General features: G+C 71.2%; 12 protein-coding genes and 2 pseudogenes. 9 read left to right on the forward strand and 5 right to left on the reverse strand.

Annotated elements, in window-relative coordinates; translation table 11 throughout:
• Nucleotides 1-96 precede the first annotated feature (96 nt).
• On the forward strand, nt 97-690 hold the full coding sequence (locus QTI45_RS18890) for a chalcone isomerase family protein (RefSeq protein WP_286371973.1): 594 nt from the start codon (nt 97-99) through the stop codon (nt 688-690).
• Here QTI45_RS18890 and QTI45_RS18895 read toward each other — a convergent pair.
• Nucleotides 651-1,382, reverse strand: a complete 732-nt coding sequence (locus QTI45_RS18895) for a phosphoglycolate phosphatase (RefSeq protein ID WP_286655516.1) — start codon at nt 1,380-1,382, stop codon at nt 651-653. The two genes, QTI45_RS18890 and QTI45_RS18895, sit on opposite strands and share 40 nt — an antisense overlap.
• 65 nt (nt 1,383-1,447) lie before the next feature.
• Between QTI45_RS18895 and QTI45_RS18900 the strand changes: the two are divergent.
• Nucleotides 1,448-1,576, forward strand: a pseudogene (locus QTI45_RS18900) (hypothetical protein); the annotation flags it as partial.
• Nucleotides 1,573-1,674, forward strand: a pseudogene (locus QTI45_RS18905) (carboxyvinyl-carboxyphosphonate phosphorylmutase); the annotation flags it as partial. The pseudogenes QTI45_RS18900 and QTI45_RS18905, both read left to right, overlap by 4 nt.
• Here the strand turns inward: QTI45_RS18905 and QTI45_RS18910 are convergent.
• Entirely contained in the window at nt 1,671-2,357 is a 687-nt protein-coding gene (locus tag QTI45_RS18910; protein ID WP_286371975.1) for a LuxR C-terminal-related transcriptional regulator, read from the reverse strand. The pseudogene QTI45_RS18905 and the gene QTI45_RS18910 sit on opposite strands and share 4 nt — an antisense overlap.
• A 239-nt stretch (nt 2,358-2,596) precedes the next feature.
• Between QTI45_RS18910 and QTI45_RS18915 the strand changes: the two genes are divergently transcribed.
• Together QTI45_RS18915 and QTI45_RS18920 are read left to right on the forward strand one after the other, a co-directional pair.
• Complete coding sequence (locus QTI45_RS18915; protein ID WP_286655517.1) at nt 2,597-3,925, forward strand: DotU family type IV/VI secretion system protein; 1,329 nt, start codon at nt 2,597-2,599, stop codon at nt 3,923-3,925.
• A gap of 13 nt (nt 3,926-3,938) precedes the next feature.
• Nucleotides 3,939-5,015 carry a type VI secretion system protein gene (locus tag QTI45_RS18920; protein ID WP_286655518.1) on the forward strand — a complete coding sequence of 359 codons (1,077 nt, stop codon included), beginning with the start codon at nt 3,939-3,941 and terminating at the stop codon, nt 5,013-5,015.
• 12 nt (nt 5,016-5,027) lie between these two features.
• Here QTI45_RS18920 and fusA read toward each other — a convergent pair whose 3' ends face one another.
• Nucleotides 5,028-7,088 (reverse strand): elongation factor G, encoded by a 2,061-nt coding sequence (fusA, locus tag QTI45_RS18925; protein ID WP_286655519.1) that lies wholly within the window; start codon nt 7,086-7,088, stop codon nt 5,028-5,030.
• Between the two features lie 93 nt (nt 7,089-7,181).
• Between fusA and QTI45_RS18930 the strand changes: the two genes are divergently transcribed.
• On the forward strand, nt 7,182-7,574 hold the full coding sequence (locus QTI45_RS18930) for a hypothetical protein (protein WP_286655520.1): 393 nt from the start codon (nt 7,182-7,184) through the stop codon (nt 7,572-7,574).
• A gap of 96 nt (nt 7,575-7,670) precedes the next feature.
• Here the strand turns inward: QTI45_RS18930 and phnD (QTI45_RS18935) are convergent, their stop codons facing one another.
• Nucleotides 7,671-8,675, reverse strand: coding sequence for a phosphate/phosphite/phosphonate ABC transporter substrate-binding protein (gene phnD, locus QTI45_RS18935; RefSeq protein ID WP_286655521.1), 1,005 nt, complete (start codon nt 8,673-8,675; stop codon nt 7,671-7,673).
• 4 nt (nt 8,676-8,679) lie between these two features.
• Nucleotides 8,680-9,741 (reverse strand): phosphate/phosphite/phosphonate ABC transporter substrate-binding protein, encoded by a 1,062-nt coding sequence (gene phnD, locus QTI45_RS18940; protein ID WP_286371981.1) that lies wholly within the window; start codon nt 9,739-9,741, stop codon nt 8,680-8,682.
• Nucleotides 9,742-9,952: 211 nt separating this feature from the next.
• Between phnD (QTI45_RS18940) and QTI45_RS18945 the strand changes: the two genes are divergently transcribed.
• From QTI45_RS18945 to QTI45_RS18955, 3 genes are all read left to right on the forward strand, one after another.
• Nucleotides 9,953-11,851 (forward strand): ATP-binding response regulator, encoded by a 1,899-nt coding sequence (locus QTI45_RS18945; RefSeq protein WP_286371982.1) that lies wholly within the window; start codon nt 9,953-9,955, stop codon nt 11,849-11,851.
• A 214-nt stretch (nt 11,852-12,065) separates the two neighbouring features.
• Entirely contained in the window at nt 12,066-13,019 is a 954-nt protein-coding gene (locus QTI45_RS18950; RefSeq protein ID WP_286371983.1) for an ABC transporter substrate binding protein, read from the forward strand.
• Nucleotides 13,020-13,062: 43 nt separating this feature from the next.
• A complete protein-coding gene (locus QTI45_RS18955; RefSeq protein WP_286371984.1) occupies nt 13,063-15,057 on the forward strand; it encodes an ATP-binding response regulator in 1,995 nt (664 codons plus the stop codon).
• Nucleotides 15,058-15,222 lie beyond the last annotated feature (165 nt).

Consider the following 15,222-nt stretch of genomic DNA (forward strand, 5'->3'; position numbering starts at 1 on the left):
GAACATGTGAATCGGGAGTTTAGCCCAGGGACAAGCCACATACAAAAAGATACATTGCGGTTCTTTAAAAAATTCCTGCGGCCTACGGAGACCCTGATGCCCTTCTTCCACCTGCGGCGCCTGCTCGCGCTGTCCACCCTTGCGCTCGCGTCCTTCGCGGCATCGGCCGCCCAGGTCGACGTGGCGGGGGTCAAGCTCGACGACACCCTCGACCTGCGCGGCAGCAAGCTGCTGCTGAACGGCGCCGGCGTGCGCTACAAGGCGGTGTTCAAGGTCTACACCGCGGGGCTCTACCTGAGCAAGAAGGCCGACACGGTCGAGGACGTGCTGGCCGCGCCAGGGCCCAAGCGAGTGACCATCACGATGCTGCGCGACATCGATGCCAACGAGCTCGGCAAGCTGTTCACGCGCGGCGTCGAGGACAACTCGCCCAAGAGCGAGATGTCGCAGCTGATCCCCGGCCTGCTGCGCATGGGCCAGATGTTCGCGGACCAGAAGATGCTGAAGGCCGGCGACGGCTTCACGGTCGACTGGATCCCGGGCAGCGGCAGCCTGGTCACGGTGCGCGGCGTGCCGCAGGGCGAGCCGATCAAGGAGCAGGCCTTCTTCAATGCGCTGCTGCGGATCTGGATCGGGCCGACGCCCGCCGACTACAAGCTCAAGGACGCGCTGCTGGGCAAATCATCCTGAGCGCCCAGTTCGAGCAGCGAGTCGACGAAGCCGTCGGCGTCGACGCCGCGCACCGGCTCGCCGTGGTTGTAGCCGTAGCTGACGAGGACCACGGGACAGCCGGCGGCGCGCGCCGCCTTGGCGTCGTTGCTCGAATCACCCACCATGAGGGTGCGCGCCGGCACTGTGCCTAGCGCCTCGCAGGTCTTCAGCAGCGGCAGCGGATCGGGCTTCTTGCGCTCGAAGGCATCGCCGCCGAAGACCTGCTCGAAGTAGGCGTCAAGGCCCTTGGTGGCCAGCAGCGGCAGGGCGAAGGCGGTCGGCTTGTTGGTCAGGCAGGCCAGGCGCAGGCCTCGTTTCTGCAAGGCGGCCAGCCCTTTGGCGACGCCTTCGTAGACCTCGGAATGCTGGCCGTTGATCGCCAGGTAGTGGTGCTGATAACGCGCCCAGGCGCGCTCGTAGAGCGCATCCTCGGCGCCGACATGGCGCAGCACCGACTGGATCAGATGCTCCGAACCCTTGCCGACCATGGTCTCGACGCGGGCCGCATCGACCGCCGGCAGCGCCAGGTCGTCCAGCATGAGGTTCAGGGCGACGACGAAGTCGCCAAGCGTGTCGACCATGGTGCCGTCGAGGTCGACGATCGCGGCGTCGAAGTGGGAAAGGTCGATGCTTTGGGAGTTCACGCGACGGATGATAGGTGGAGCGACCATGATGTCTGGAGCAGTTCAATCCCCGGCAGGCGCTTGAAGCAGCTCTCGCGCGCGTTGGGCCACCAGGCAGGACGGTCGCGGACATCGAGAAGATCACCATCCGCACGCACGAGGCCTGCATCCGCATCATCGACAAGCAGGGCCCGCTGAACAACGAGGCAGACCGCGACCACTGCATCCAGTACACCGCCGCATCGACGAGGACCCGGCGCTGGTGGCGAGCTTCGCGGAACGCCAGCGGCTGGTCGGCAAGCCGGTGCTGGACGCGCTGGAAGAGAAGTACGCGGTCTAGGCTTCGGTCACGGTCTGGGCCGCGACCACCGCCTCGGTGCGGTTGCGCACGTTGAGCGCGCGAAAGATCGCCGCCAAGTGGATCTTGACCGTGCCTTCGCTGATGCCGAGCGCACGCCCGATCAGCTTGTTGGGCTTGCCTTGCGACAACAGCTGCAGCACTTCGACCTGGCGCTCGGTCAGCACGTTGCGCAGGTGCTCCAGGGTCTGGGCCGCCGCCGCGGACGAGCCGCGCGGCAGGGCCTCGCCGGCCGGGCCCGCGCCGGCGATCCCGGCGACCACGCCGGGCGGCAGCGAGGACAGCATCATCGGCGGCACGTAGACGCCGCCGGCCAGCACCAGGCGCACCGCCGAGAGCATGACTTCCGGCGAGTAGGCCTTGGGAATGAAGCCCAGCACGCCGCGCTCGAGTGCGCTGCGCATCACGGCGGGGTCTTCGTAGCCCGAGAGCACGATGACCGGCACCACGGGATGGCGGCGCCGGATCTCGTCGATGTGGGCCTGGCCCTCGGCACCGGGCATGTTCAAGTCGATCACGGCCAGGTCGAGGTCATCGGAGGCCCCGGCGAGCAACTCGTCGACGCTCATGGCCAGGACGAAGTCGATGCCGGCCTCGAGTTCCGACAACTTGGCCTTGACCGCCTCGATGACGAGCCGGTGGTCGTCGGCGATCAGGATTTTCATGGGTTTTCCCAGCGTGATGGGTGAGTGGAGGCAGGCCGACGATAACGGTGAAAGAGACGCACATCAAGGCGCAATTTGCTCCCCGAACGACATAGCTCCCAAGCGATATGGCGCCGCCATGCGGCAATGAAAGAATGTTTCATATCCAAAAACGACCGGGGACATGGGCATGTGCCATCGAGGCGGGTGCGACCGCAGAGCTCCTCCGATCACCCTCGACGCCTAGCCGCGGGCGCTGAATGGCTCGCCTGCTCGACTGCTTTTCCAGCCTCGTCACCTTCGGACTGGCGCTGGATGCATCGATCGCGGCGGGCCGGGCCGAGCCCGACTGCGAGACCGCCCGCCGCGAGGCGCTCGACCTGCTGGCGCAAGCCCGGGAGGCCGCCCGGGCGCTCGGGCAGCCGGCCCCGGCGATCGAATCGGCCCGCTTCGCGATGGTCGCCTGGATCGACGAGATCCTGGCGCGGCATCCCGATTGCAAGGCCCGCGAGGGAACGCCGCTGCAGCAGCAGTTGTTCAATTCCAACAACGCGCACACCGAGTTCTTCCATCACCTGTCGGCGCTGGCGGCCGGCGACGACGAGGTCCGCGAGGTCTACTGGCATGCGCTGGCGCTGGGGTTCAAGGGCCAGTACTACTTCGAGCACGGCGATGGCGGCGAGCTCGGCAAGCTCAAGTCCCTGCATGGCGAGCAGCTCGCGCTGCGGCCGGCCCGGCTCGACGGCCTGGCGCCGGAACGCATCACGCCGCAGCCCTACGGCGTGCCCGATCCGCCCGGCCCGCGCGACCCGCAGTGGCGAGAACGCGCCTTCCTGCGCGCCGGCGCTGCGCTGGCCTTGCTGCTGCCGCTCGCCTACCTGCTCTGGTTCGTGCTGGCCAGCCCGCAGGAGACGACGCCGACCCTGGCCCAGCGCGTCGACCGGCAGCTCCAGACCTATGCCTGTGCCGACCTCGTCGCCACGGTGGCGCCGGACGGCTCGACCCGGATCCAGGGCTTCGTCTCGCAACCCGAGGAGATGGCCCAGGTGCAGCGCGACCTGCTGGCCCTGCCGGGCGTGAGCGCCGCCGAGGTCGACCTCCAGCTTCGGATCTGGCCGCATTGCGAGGTGCTGGCGCTGCTGAAGCCCTACCAGGCGCGCAACCGCGACAAGGCCCTGGGCCTGTCCATCGCCACCCCCACGGCGCCGAACGGCCGCCTGCGGGAAGGCGACCCGGTGCTGATCGAGGTCGTGAACGCGCAGCGAGAGGGCTACCTGTGGGTCGACTACTACACGGCCGACGGCGCCGTGATGCACCTCAACGCCGGGCCGGTGCAGTTGCGGCTGCGCGCCGGCGAGGCCATCCAGCTCGGCCGCGCCATCCCGTCGAGCTGGCTGGTCGCCCCGCCCTTCGGCACCGTGCTGGTGACTGCGCTGTCCTCGCCCATGCCCTTCGCCGAGGCGGCCGACCGGCCGCCTTTCGAACTGGCATCGGCCTATCTCCAGCGCCTGCGCGAATCGTTGGCCGAAGGCGAGTTCGGCGCCCGGGTGATCGCCGAGGTCGTCTTCCTTCAAACCGTGCCGCGCTGAACGCGCTTGCCCGATGAACGCCGAGCTCCCCCTGCCGCCTCATTTCTGGAGCCTGCTGGCGCTGTGCCTGCTGGCCCTCCTGGCGCTGTGGTGGTTCCTGCTGGCCTCCGGCCGAACAGGACGGCGTCGCCGGCTGCGACAGCGCATCGCGGCGCTCGACGCCCAGGCCGCGCCGCCTGCGCCCCTGGACCTGATCGGCATGCAAGAAGCGATGGCCCGCGCCCGCCGCGCGGCGCAGCATGCTCCGGCGCCGCAGGCGCTGCGCCACTCGCTCTACGCGATCCCGTGGTTCATGTTCCTCGGGGACGCCCCGGCCCGGCTGCCGGGCCTGCTGGGGGGCGCTGGCGCGGCCGCCCCCGTGCCCGGCAGCGACGACAGTTTCTGGCGCTGGCACTTTCTGCATTCGACGATCGCGATCGAGATCGGTCCGGCAGCCCTGGGCGATGCGGCCGACCCCCGCGAACGCGGCCGCTGGCACCGCGCCCTGCTCGAACTGGCGGAGCGGCGCGAGCGCCTGCCGCTCAACGGCATCGTGGCCTGCGTCGCGGCCGCGACGATGCTCGGCGAAGCCGGCGCCGCAGAAGCGCTGGCGACCCGGCTGCGCCAGCGCGTCGACGAAGTGGCCGAGCAGCTGCGCGTCCAGTTGCCGGTGTACCTGGTCGTCACCGGGCTGGAGCAGCTGGAAGGCTATGCGGCGATGCGCGACGCGCTGCCGGCGGACGCGCTCGAACAGGCGCTGGGCCACCGCCTGGCGGACCACGGGCCGGCCGCCCTCGATGCCGGCGCCCGGCTCGACGACATCTTCGGCCTGCTGGCCGCGCAGCTTCACGCCGTGCGCATGGCGCTGCTGCGCGACCAGCAGGACCCGTCGCGCCGGCGCGCCATCCACGTCTTCATCGAGCAGCTCCGGGCCCTGCAGCCCGGCTTGCGCGTGGTGGCGCTGCGGCTGTTCGCCGCGCCGCGCGGCCCGCGCGCGCCGCGCTGGCGCGGGCTCTACCTGACGGCCGCACCGTCGGCGACGGTCGGCGGCGCCTTCATCGACGACCTGTTCGAGCGCTTCCTGCCGGCGGACCAGCCGCTCGCCAGCTGAGGCGCGGACCGGTCACTCGTCGTCACGCACCCGGTGCTGGCCCATCAGGGTCTGCTGGGTGGCCGGCGGCACCGCCTCGTAATGCGACAGCGCGATGGTGTAGCGGCCCTGGCCGCTGGTCAGCGCGTTGAGCCGCGACTGGTAGCTGGCCAGCTCCGACATCGGCACCTGGCCCCTTACCACGACCGTGCCGGCGCCGCCGTTCGCGGTGCCCGTGACCAACCCGCGCCGCGAGGACAGGTCGCCGGTGACGTCGCCGATCGCGTGGTCGGGCGCCGCGATCTCGATCTGCACGATCGGCTCGAGCACGATCGGCCGCGCCGCCCGGATCGCGGCCATGAAGGCCTTGCGCCCGGCGGTGGCGAAGGCGATGTCCTTGCTGTCGACGCTGTGGTGCTTGCCGTCGTGCACCACCACCCGGACATCGACCACCGGGTAGCCGGCGATCGCACCCGACACCAGCACCTCGCGCACGCCCTTCTCGACCGCCGGGATGAACTGGTACGGGATCGCCCCGCCCTTGACCTCGTCGGCGAACTCGAAGCCGCTGCCGCGCGCCAGCGGTTCGATGCGCAGGAAGACCTCGCCGAACTGGCCGGCGCCGCCGGTCTGCTTCTTGTGGCGGTGGTGGCCCTCGGCCGGCGCGGTGACCGTTTCGCGGTAGGCGATGCGCGGCGGCCGGGTCTCGACCTCGAAGCGGTAGACCTCGCGCAGCCGCTCGAGCATCACGCGCAGGTGCAGCTCGCCGAGGCCGTAGATGATGGTCTCGTTGGTGGCCACCACGTGCTCGACGCGCAGGCAGGGGTCCTCGGCGACCAGCTTGCCGAGGATCTCCCAGGCCCGCTGTTCGTCGCCGTGGCGCTTGGGCTCGACCGCGAGGCCATGCACCGGCACCGGGAAGGCCAGCGGCGCCAGGTGCACGTGGTCGTCCTCGGCGGCGTCGTGCAGCACGGCGTCGAAGTGGATCTCCTCGACCTTGGCAACCGCCACGATGTCGCCCGGCAGCGCCCGCGCCACCTCGACATGGTCCTTGCCCTGCAGCATGAACAGGTGGCCGACCTTGAAGGGCTTGCGGCCGTCGCCGATGTAGAGCTGGCTGTCGCGCGTGACCGTGCCCTGGTGGACCCGGAAGATCCCGAGCTTGCCCACGTAGGGATCGACCGTGACCTTGAAGACATGGGCCAGCACGTGCAGCGACGGGTCGGGCCGGGCCTGCATGGGCTCGGCCGCGGCGCCCTCGCCGAGCAGGAAGTCCGGCGGATTGGCCTCGGTCGGATCGGGCAGCAGCTTGACGATGACGTCGAGCAGCTCCTGCAAGCCGGCGCCGCTGCGCGCCGAGACGAAGCAGACCGGGATCAGGTGGCCCTCGCGCAGCGCCTGTTCGAGCGGCGCGTGCAGCTCGGCGGCATCGACGTCGCCTTCGGACAGGTAGCGGTCGACGAAGGCCGCATCGACCTCGACCACCTGCTCGACCAGTGCCCGGTGCGCGTCCTCGACGCTGCCGATGTCGGACTCCCCCTCGCGGTTGAAGAAGCAGTCGACCACCTGCGTGCCGCCTGCGGCCGGCAGGTTCAGCGGCAGGCATTCGCGCCCGAAGGCGGCCTGGATCTGCGCCAGCAGGCCGGCCAGGTCGACGCCCTGGGTGTCGATCTTGTTGACGATCACCATCCGCGCCAGGTGCCGCTCGGCGGCATAGGCCATCATGCGCAGCGTCATGGGCTCGATGCCGTTGGCGGCGTTGACGACCACCGCCGCGGTTTCGACCGCTTCCAGCGGCGGCAGGCTCTGGCCGAGGAAGTCGGCCCCGCCCGGCGTGTCGATGAAATGCACCCGCGTGCCGGCGTGCGCCAGGTGCATCACCGAGGCATTGAGCGAATGCTGCATGCGGCGTTCGAGGGGATCGTGGTCGCTCACGGTGCTGCCGCGCTCGACGCTGCCGCGGGCGCCGATCGCTCCGGCCTTGTGCAGCAAGGCCTCGGCGAGAGAGGTCTTGCCGGCGGCGGAGGCGCCGACGAGCGCCAGGGTTCGCACCGCTTCCATTTCGGCCGTCTGGCCGTTCGATCGGCTTGGCATGGGCTGTCTCCTCGGCGCCTGGGCGCGTCGGGCAGCGTACGGGATCGGACGCCGCGACGCAAGCCGGACAGCGCTTGACCGAGAATGGCGCCCATGGGACCGCTGACCGATTCATCTTCCGACGGCACGGCCTACGGGCGCCGCGAGTTCCTGGTCGTCAAGATTCCGGTGGTCGAGAACGTGGACGACCGCTGGCACCAGCGCGAGGAACGCATCGACGAAGCGCTGCGCGCGCGCGGCCTCGGCTCGGTACTCGGCTGGGGCGACTCGCTCGGCGAGCCGACCTCCCGCGGCCGGCGCCGGGTCGCGTTCACCCGGGTCGACATCGACATTTCGGACATCGCCGCCGGACGGTCCCTGCTGCAGTCCGCGCTGGCCGCGATCGGCGTGCCGCCGGGCACGGAGATCCACTATTCGATCGGGCGCGTCCGCTACGCCGACATCTATGCGCCGCCCGAATGGCTGCTGGAACGGCCGCAGGACTGAGACCTCGCGGGACAGACCAACAAACTGCGCAGCAGTTTTTGCTCTGTCCTCGACTGATCAAACCTCGCGGGACAGACCAAACCGCGGACCGCCACCCTACTCGCGCAGCGCCGCCACCTGCTCCGCATAGGCGCTCTCGATGCGCTGCAGCCGGGTCTCGCGCGCCGCCTCGCTCACCCATTGCGCATTGAGCGCGCTCTGCCGCGCCAGTTGGTACTGCAGGCGGGCGGCCGGCAGCAGCGCCTTGTTGTCGGCCGCCGCATAGCCCAGCGACGCCCGCAGCGCCTTCAGAACCTCGCGCTGGGACTCGGCCCGCGATCCCTGGCCGCGCCCGTAGCCGACCAGGAAGACGCGCAGCTTCTTCTGCAGCTCCGGCGGCAGGTCGCGGCGCACCACGACTTGGGCCGGCGGCGTCGGCTCCGACTCCCAGACCACCTGCAGCCGCTCGGCCTCGGCCGGGAACTGCTCGCGGAAGCGCTCGAAATCGGTGGTGTTGTTGGTCGCCACGTCGGCGTCGCCGTTGGCCACCGCCAGGGCCGTGGCCTGGTGGGTGGCGACGATCTCGCTCTTGAAGCGGGTCTCCATCGCGATCCGGTTCGGCAGGAACAGCTGGACCTGCGGCAGGATGAAGCCCGAGACCGAGCGGCTGTCGCCGCGCGCCAGCCGCCACTGCTCAGGACGGGCGAGCAGGTCCTCGAGCGAGTTGCGCGGGCCGGCCTTGCGCACCAGCAGCACGGCGCGATGATCGGGCGTGCCGCCGTGCCGCTGCACCTGGGCCAGCACGTTCATGCGGCGCTGGGAGACGGCGTCGAGCGCCAGCTGGGCCGACAGCAGGCTCAGGTCGACCTGGCCGCGCCGGATGGCCTCGCCCAGCGATTCGTAGGTGGTGGCCGAATGCACCGTCACCGGCCGGCCGATGGCGCGGCTGAGCTCGGCCAAAAGTGGCGTCCAGCTTTCGCGCGACTCGACCACGCCGCCGACCGGCAGCACGCCAAACCGCAATTCGGGCAGCGGCAGCGGCCGGACGGGCTGGGCCCCGGCCGCCGCATGCCGGGCCAGCACGGCGGCCAGCGCCAGGCGCGCGACCCCTCGCCTCAGCATGGGCTCACGGCGCGCCCGCGCGCAATGCCGCCACCTGCTCGGCATAGGTGGTCTCGATGCGCTGCAGCCGCGCCTGGCGCGCCGCCTCGTTGACCCACTGCGAGGTCATCGCGCTCTGCCGTGCCAGCTGGTAGGCCAGCTTGGCGGCCGGCAGCAGCGAGCTGTTGTCGGCCGGCACGAAGCCGGCCAGGTCGTGCAGCGATTTCAGCACCGCGCGCTCGCTGTCGCCGCGCGGGCTCTTGCCGCGCGCGTACTCCACCAGGAAGAGCTGCACCTTCTTCTCGAACTCGGGCCCGTAGTCGCGCCGGATGACGATCTGCGCATGCGGGATCAGCTCCGACTCCCAGATCACCTGCAGCCGGTCGGCCTCGGCCGGGAACTGCTGGCGGAAACGCTCGAAATCGGCCGTGTTGTTGGTGGCGACATCGGCCTCGTCGTTGGCCACCGCCAGCGCCGTCACCTGGTGCGTGCCCACCAGCTCGCTGCGAAAGCGGGTCTCCATCGCGATGTGGTTGGGCAGGAAGAGCTGCAGCTGCGGCACGATGAAACCCGACACCGACCGGCTCTCGCCGCGCGCCAGGCGCCATTTCTCGGGCTCGGACAGCAGGTCCTTGAGGTTGCTCCTGGGGCCGCTCTTGCGCGCCAGCAGCAGCGCGCGGTAGCCCGGCAGCCCGTCGTGGCGCGTGACCTGCGCCAGCACCTTCATGCGGCGCAAGGTCACGGCATCGAGCGCCATCTTGCCGGACAGGAAGGCCATGTCGACCTGGTCGCGCTGGATCGCCTGCTCCAGGGCCTCGTAGGAAGTCACCGAGAGCATCGTGACCGGGCGGCCGATGGCGCGCCGCAGGTCGGCCAGCAGGGGCTCCCAGTCGTTGCGCGACTCGAAGGCCCCGCCCAGCGGCAGGATGCCGAAGCGCACGGCGCCTGCGCCGGCCACGGCATCGGCCGCGCCGGCCGGCGGCGCCGTCTGCGCCGTCTGCGCCGCCGCCACCAGCTGCCAGCCGAGCAGCAGCGCAAGGCCCGCGCGCACCACCGCGCGCCGGAACCGATCCGGTCGGGCGGCCACGAGAACACGGGGAACGCGCAAGGCGCAACGGACAGGAACCTGCATCTTTCTGGAACGCATGGGCCAGACTCGCCCGAACGGGCTGGTCAAACGAGCGCTGTCTACAACACAATTAGAAACCAACTTAAGCATTAGACGTGTCATTTTCCTCAACCCATGCGCATTTGTGGGCCGACCGATGGCTGATCGCCACAGCCAACCCCGCTCTTCGATGAGCTGGTCGTTCCGCGCGCTGCGCCTGCTGGCGGGCCTGACGCTGGCCCAGCAGCTGGTGCTGCTGGCCCTCTTGCCGGCCACCATCGCGACCCTGGGCGCGATCGCGGTGCTGACGCGCCAGCACCTGTCGAACCTGACCGAACTGATGCGCGCCAACGCCCAGACCGTGGCGCTGCAGGTCGCCACCGTGGCGCAGTCGCAGATGCAGCACATGGACCGCCGGGCGCTGCAGCGCACCGCGCAGTCCGGCAGCTACCAGCCGCATGTGCAGCAGGTGCAGATCTGGTCGGAGGAAGGCGAGATCGTCGCCAATTCGGAAACCGTGGACCGGCAGCGCGGCGAGGGCTTGCAGGTGGTGGCGCCGATCACCGGCGACGACGGCAGGCAGCACGGCAAGGTGATGGTCGAGATGAGTCTGGACGCGGTGACGAGCGCCAAGCGGGCGGTCTGGTTCAACGTCGTGATGGTGCTCGGCGCCAGCCTGGCCGGGGTCGGGCTGGCCGGCTGGTGGGCGGCGCGGCGCATCAGCGCGCCGATCCAGGCGCTCGGCGAGGCGGTCGACCGGCTGGGCGCCGGCGAGGATGCGCAGGTCGAGGTCGAGGGCACGGCCGAAGTGCGGCGGCTGCAGCACGGCTTCAACCTGGCGGCGCGTGCGCTGCTGGAAAGCCGCAACCAGCTCGAGAGCCGCATCGTGCACGCCACGGCCGAGCTGGCCAGCAAGAACCAGCAGCTCGAGGTCGCCAGCCAGGCCAAGACCCGGCTGCTGGCCGCCGCCAGCCACGACCTGCGGCAGCCGCTGCACGCGCTGACCCTGTTCTCGGACGGGCTGGCCAACGGCGAGACCGATCCGGTGCGGCTGCAGCGCATCGGCCACATCCGCGAGTGCGTCGAATCGCTGGACCGGCTGTTCTCGGAGCTGCTGAACCTGTCGCAGCTGGACGCCGGGGTGCTGCAGCCGCAGTGGACCGATTTCGCGCTCGACACGCTGTTCGACGAGATCAGCCGCAATTTCCGTGCGGTGGCCGAGCAGAAGAACCTGCGGCTGGTGGTCCGCAAGACCGACGCCTGGGTGCGCTGCGACTACGTGATGCTGTCGCGCATCCTCAACAACCTGGTGTCGAACTCGCTGCGCCACACCAGCGAGGGCGGCATATTGGTCGGCGCCCGGCGGCGCGGCCGGTCGATCCGCGTGGAGGTCTGGGACACCGGCGTCGGCATCGCGCCCCATCACCAGTCGCGGGTCTTCGAGGAGTTCTACCAGGTCGACCAGGGGCGGCAGGGCGGCCGCGACCAGCGCGGGATGGGCCTGGGCCTGGCCACCGTACAGCGGCTCGCGGCCCTTCTCAACACCCGCGTCGAGCTCAGTTCGCGGCTCCTGAAAGGCACTTGCGTGCGGGTCCCGGTGCGGGCCGCGGAGCCCGCGCCGATGCTGGCGCCGGTGCTCGCACAGCCGCTCGGCATGGCGGTCGAGCCCGACACCAGCCTGGCCGACGTGCTGGTGCTGGTGATCGACGACGAGCGCACCATCCTCGAGGGCCTGCAGGTCGTGCTGACCAACTGGGGCGCGCAGGTGATGGCCGCCCAGAGCCGCTCCGAGGCGCTGGCGCTGGCCGACACCTGGGACCGCCCTCCCGACGTGGTGGTCAGCGACCTGCTGCTGCAGGCCGGCGACAACGGGCTCGACGTGATCGCCGCGCTGGAGCGCCATCCGCGCGGCATCGGGCCGTCGACCGCGCGCCTGCTGGTGACCGGCGAAACCAAGCCGGACCGCCTGCGCGAAGTCGCCAGCGCGGGAGTCGCGGTGCTCTACAAGCCGGTTTCGCCGCGCGTGCTGCGCCAGGCCATCCAGGCGCAGCTGGCCGCGGCGCATGGCGCCCTCGCGCCCGTCGGCTGAGCGCCCCCGAGGGCGGCCCGGCCGCGCTTCGGGCCGCGGCCCGACACCGCGTCGGCGAAAACCGTACGTCGTCCGGCATAGACCGAGAGGCTGCGGAATCCCGCCCTCCCGGCCCACAATGCAGAAGGCCGCAGGAGGACATAAGCCCTCTGCCTTATCGCGCACAAACAGCCGCCTTCGTACATTGGATGCCTCACCCCTGCGAATGCAGTCCATGCTTGCGAACCGTTTTCCCCCGCTGCCTCGATGGCAGCGCGTCCTGTCGACCCTGGCCTGTGCAGCCTGGCTGTGCGGCAGCGCGCAGGCCGCCGGCCTCACGGTGCTGATGGCCGACGAGACGGCCGCCCACACCGAGTTCGTCCGCCAGTTGCGCGAAACGCAGGACGCCGGCAACCGCTTCCATCTGGTCCACCTGGCGGCTGGCGAGCGCGCCGTCGAAGAGGCCGCGGGGAGCGCGGCGCCGGACGGCATCACGATGGCCGTCGGCATGAGCGCCGCCCGCTCGGCGATCGCCAGTCCGGGCCAGGACCCGCTGGTGCTGGCGATGCTGAGCCGGCTCGACTACGAGAGCCTCAGGGGCACGGCCGCCCTGCGTCGCCCGGAGCGCCAGATCGGCGTGCTCCTGCGCGAGCCGGCCATGGCCGACCAGCTGGCGCTGATCGATGCCGTGATGCCCACCAAGCGCCGGCTCGGCATCGTCGCCACGGCCGAGTCGGAGCCGATCGTGAACGAGTTGCTGCGCGCCGGCCTGGGCTGGGACCTGCAGGTCGAATACGCGCCGGATGCCAAGTCGCTCGCCACCGCGCTGCGCCTGCTGGTGCCGCGCAGCGACGCCCTGCTGGTGCTGCCCGACAAGATCGGCGACAGCCAGGCCGCGACGCTGACGGTGCTGCGCGCCGGCGCCGGCGCCGGCCTGCCGGTGTTCGGCACCAGCGACGGCCTGGTGCGCTCCGGCGGCCTGGCCGCCGCGGTATCGACGCCGAGCCAGCTGGCCCAGCAGGCGCGGGGGCTGGGCCACAAGCTCGCTGCGGCCGGCAGCGCGCCCGGCGTGCGGATCGAAGCCGCGACGCCGGCGACGGTGCGCGTCAATGCCACCGTCGCGCGCGGACTCGGCCTGCGGCTGCCCGACGAACGCGAGTTGACTGCACGCGTGAGCAGCATCCGATGAGCACCGCCCGGCCGCCCGCTGGCGCTCGCACGGAGGTCGCCTCGTGACCGCTCCCAGCCATCGCCTGGCCGTCCCTGCCCCCATCGTCCGGTCCGGCAGCGATGCGCCGGCCCCGGCAAGCCGCGCCCTGGTGGTCGGCGCCAGCCTGCAGCGCGACCTGTTCCGGCTCGGCGTGGTGCCGTGCGCCGCGGTCGCGCTGGCGCTCACCGGCTGGTTCACCCACAGCCGCCTGAGCACGCTGGAAACCGCCTTCGACGCCGAAGGCGAGGCGGTGGCGCGCCAGGTGGCCGCGATGTCCGACCTGAGCCTCTATGCGGGCGACCTGCCGGCCCTGCAGAACGTCGCCAACGCCGCCCTGCGCGGCGGCCAGGTGACGCGCGTCGAGATCAGCAACAGCGCCGGCGTCTACGTCACGGCCGGCCCCAAGACCGCCCCCCTGGCACAGCTGCGCACCTTCACCGCGCCGGTCACGCTGCGCGAAGCCTCCCGCGCCAGCGCCTTCGCACCGGCCGGCTCGACGGTGGCCGGCGAGACGCCGATCGGCCTGGTCCAGACCTTCCGCGACACCACGGCCTACGACCGCGAGCGCACCCGTTCGCTGATGGCCGGCATCGGCATCGCGATGATCGCGCTGCTGGCCGCCTGGGCCTGGGTGCGGCATACGGCGCGCGCCGTCGCCCAGCCGCTGCGCCGCATCTCGCGCACCGTGGCGGCCCTGGAGGCGGGGCGCTTCGACGCCCGCTGCAACGTGGTCGCCGAGGACGAGGCCGAGCGCGGCCCGGCCGAACGCGCGCGCCGCGCCCAGCATGAGTTCGCCAACCTCGCGCACGACATCAACCGCCTCGCCGAGCGGCTGCAGCGCAACCGCCAGCAGAGCGAGGAGCGGGTGCGCGAGGCCACGTCGGTCGCCCTGCAGCGCATGGCCGAGGCCGAGCAGGCGGCGCTGTCGCGGGCCCGCTTCCTGGCCGCCGCGAGCCACGACCTGCGCCAGCCGCTGCACGCGATGGGCCTGTTCATCGACGGCCTGCTGCCGACCGCCTCGCCGGTACAGCGGCCCGCGGTGCTGCGCCTGCAGGAGGCGACCGACTTCATGGGCGTGCTGCTCGACGACCTGCTGGAGATCTCCAGACTCGACGCCCAGGTGCTGACGCCGGCGATCGGCGGCGTGTCGCTGGCCGCGCTGTTCGACCAGCTGGAGGCCCAGCACGCCGCGGCCGCGGCCGCCGCCAGGGTGCGGCTGCTGTGGCGCGACCGCGGCCTGGCGGTGCGCAGCGACGCCGCGCTGCTGCTGCGGATCGTCGGCAACTTGGTCAGCAACGCGGTGCGCCACACGCCGTCCGAGGGCACGGTGCTGGTGACGGCGCGGCGCCGCAACGGCGCGGTGCGGATCGAGGTGCGCGACAACGGCGTCGGCATCGCGCCGATCCACCAGGCCCGCATCTTCGAGGAGTTCTACCAGGTGTCGAACACCGAGCGCGACCGGCGCCAGGGCTTCGGCCTCGGCCTCGCGATCTGCTCGCGCATCGCCGCCCTGCTCGGCAGCCGCATCTCGGTGCGCTCCGCGCTGCAGGCCGGCAGCACCTTCGCGATCGAGCTGCCGGTGGCGAGCCCGCGCGACGTCGCGCCGGTGGCGGCGGAGGCACCCGCGTCCGCACCGCTGGCCGGCCTCCACTGCCTGGTGGTGGACGACGATCCGGCGATCCTCGACGGCAGCCGCACGCTGCTCGCGCAATGGGGCTGCCTGGTCGAATGCACCGCCACCCGCGACGGCGCCCTGGCCCGGCTCGGCGCCGACGGTGCCCACTTCGACGTCGTGCTGTGCGACCTGCAGCTGGCGCACGACGAGGACGGCATGGAAGTCATCGACGCGGCGCGCCGGCTGCAGCCGGAGGCGCTGCCGGTGCTGGTCTCCGGGGCGACCGGGCCCGAAGCGCTGCGGCGGCTGCGCCAGGGCGGCGTGATGCTGCTCACCAAGCCGGTGGCGCCCGCCAAGCTGCGCGCCCTGCTGGCGACTCGCCGAAGCGCCGTGCCGGCCTGAACGCCGCGCGGTGGCGCGGCGAGAATGAATTCCAAAGCACTCTTTTTGTATCCATTTGTTGGCTGCTGGTGACATCTCCCTGTAAAGCTGCGCGCGTCTTCGCCGCGTGTCGGGGTATTTGTTGCGCCCTATTGCTACTATTTGTGTCTTTATAGGCTGATCCGC

Source organism: Variovorax saccharolyticus, assembly GCF_030316765.1.
GTDB classification, from domain to species: domain Bacteria; phylum Pseudomonadota; class Gammaproteobacteria; order Burkholderiales; family Burkholderiaceae_C; genus Variovorax; species Variovorax saccharolyticus.